This is a genomic window from Vibrio sp. 779(2023) (assembly GCF_033344285.1).
Taxonomy (GTDB): domain Bacteria; phylum Pseudomonadota; class Gammaproteobacteria; order Enterobacterales; family Vibrionaceae; genus Vibrio; species Vibrio alginolyticus.
On record NZ_JAWPOM010000128.1, the window covers coordinates 1 to 1,286 of the forward strand.

The 1,286-nt window shown below is 48.8% G+C and carries 1 protein-coding gene; it reads left to right on the forward strand.

Annotation, left to right across the window (positions count from 1 at the left end; genetic code table 11):
* Positions 1–1,286 (forward strand): glutamate synthase-related protein (locus tag R8O70_RS25485; RefSeq protein ID WP_318184494.1); only part of this gene is annotated, 1,286 nt, incomplete at both ends.

Consider the following 1,286-nt stretch of genomic DNA (forward strand, 5'->3'; position numbering starts at 1 on the left):
GCGTGACCTAATGGCACTGAAAAAAACTGACTCGCCATTGCCACTTGAACGAATCGAACCTAAAACAGAATTGTTCAAACGTTTTGATTCTGCCGCCATGTCTATCGGAGCGTTGAGCCCAGAGGCACACGAAGCACTTGCAACGGCGATGAACCGTCTTGGTGGTTACTCTAACTCTGGCGAAGGTGGTGAAGATCCTCGTCGTTTTGGCACCGAGCGTAACTCGCGAATCAAGCAGATCGCATCAGGCCGTTTTGGGGTTACGCCTCATTACCTAACCAATGCTGACGTACTGCAAATCAAGGTTGCGCAAGGAGCTAAACCTGGTGAAGGTGGTCAGCTACCAGGGCACAAAGTCACGGCAGAAATCGCCAAGCTGCGTTACTCGGTGCAAGGGGTGACGTTAATCTCCCCTCCTCCACATCACGATATTTATTCGATCGAGGATTTAGCCCAGCTGATCTTCGACCTAAAACAAGTCAACCCGAATGCCCTGGTTTCGGTGAAACTCGTCTCCGAGCCTGGTGTTGGCACCATAGCCACAGGGGTCGCAAAAGCTTACGCCGACCTCATCACTATCTCAGGTTACGATGGCGGTACGGCCGCAAGTCCACTGACTTCGGTGAAATACGCAGGTAGTCCTTGGGAACTTGGCCTCGCAGAAACCCAACAAGCACTGGTTGCAAATGGCCTTCGCCATAAGATTCGTCTTCAAGTAGATGGCGGGTTAAAAACAGGGCTAGATGTTGTTAAGGCCGCGATTCTTGGTGCGGAAAGCTTCGGATTTGGTACCGCACCAATGGTTGATATGGGTTGTAAATTCTTACGTATTTGCCACTTGAACAACTGTGCAACGGGTGTGGCAACTCAAGATGAAACCCTTCGTAAAGAGTACTTTAAAGGCTTACCTGAAATGGTAATGAACTATTTTACTGGCCTTGCCGATGAAGTACGTGAGTTACTCGCAGCACTCGGCGTAGAGAAGCTGACAGACTTAATTGGTCGTACTGATTTACTTGAAGCCGTCGAGGGATTCACAGCGAAGCAAACCAAGTTGGATCTATCAAACATCTTAGAAGCTCCTATTTCAACCGAAGGTCATCCACTATTTTGGACGGAGCCAAACAAACCGTTTGATAAAGCCGAACTCAACCAAAAAATCGTTGATGATGCCTTGAATGCTGTCGAAAACAGCCAATCAGCAAGTTTCTTCTACAACGTCATCAACACCGACCGTTCTGTTGGCGCGCGTTTATCTGGTGAGATAGCAAAACGCTATGGCAACC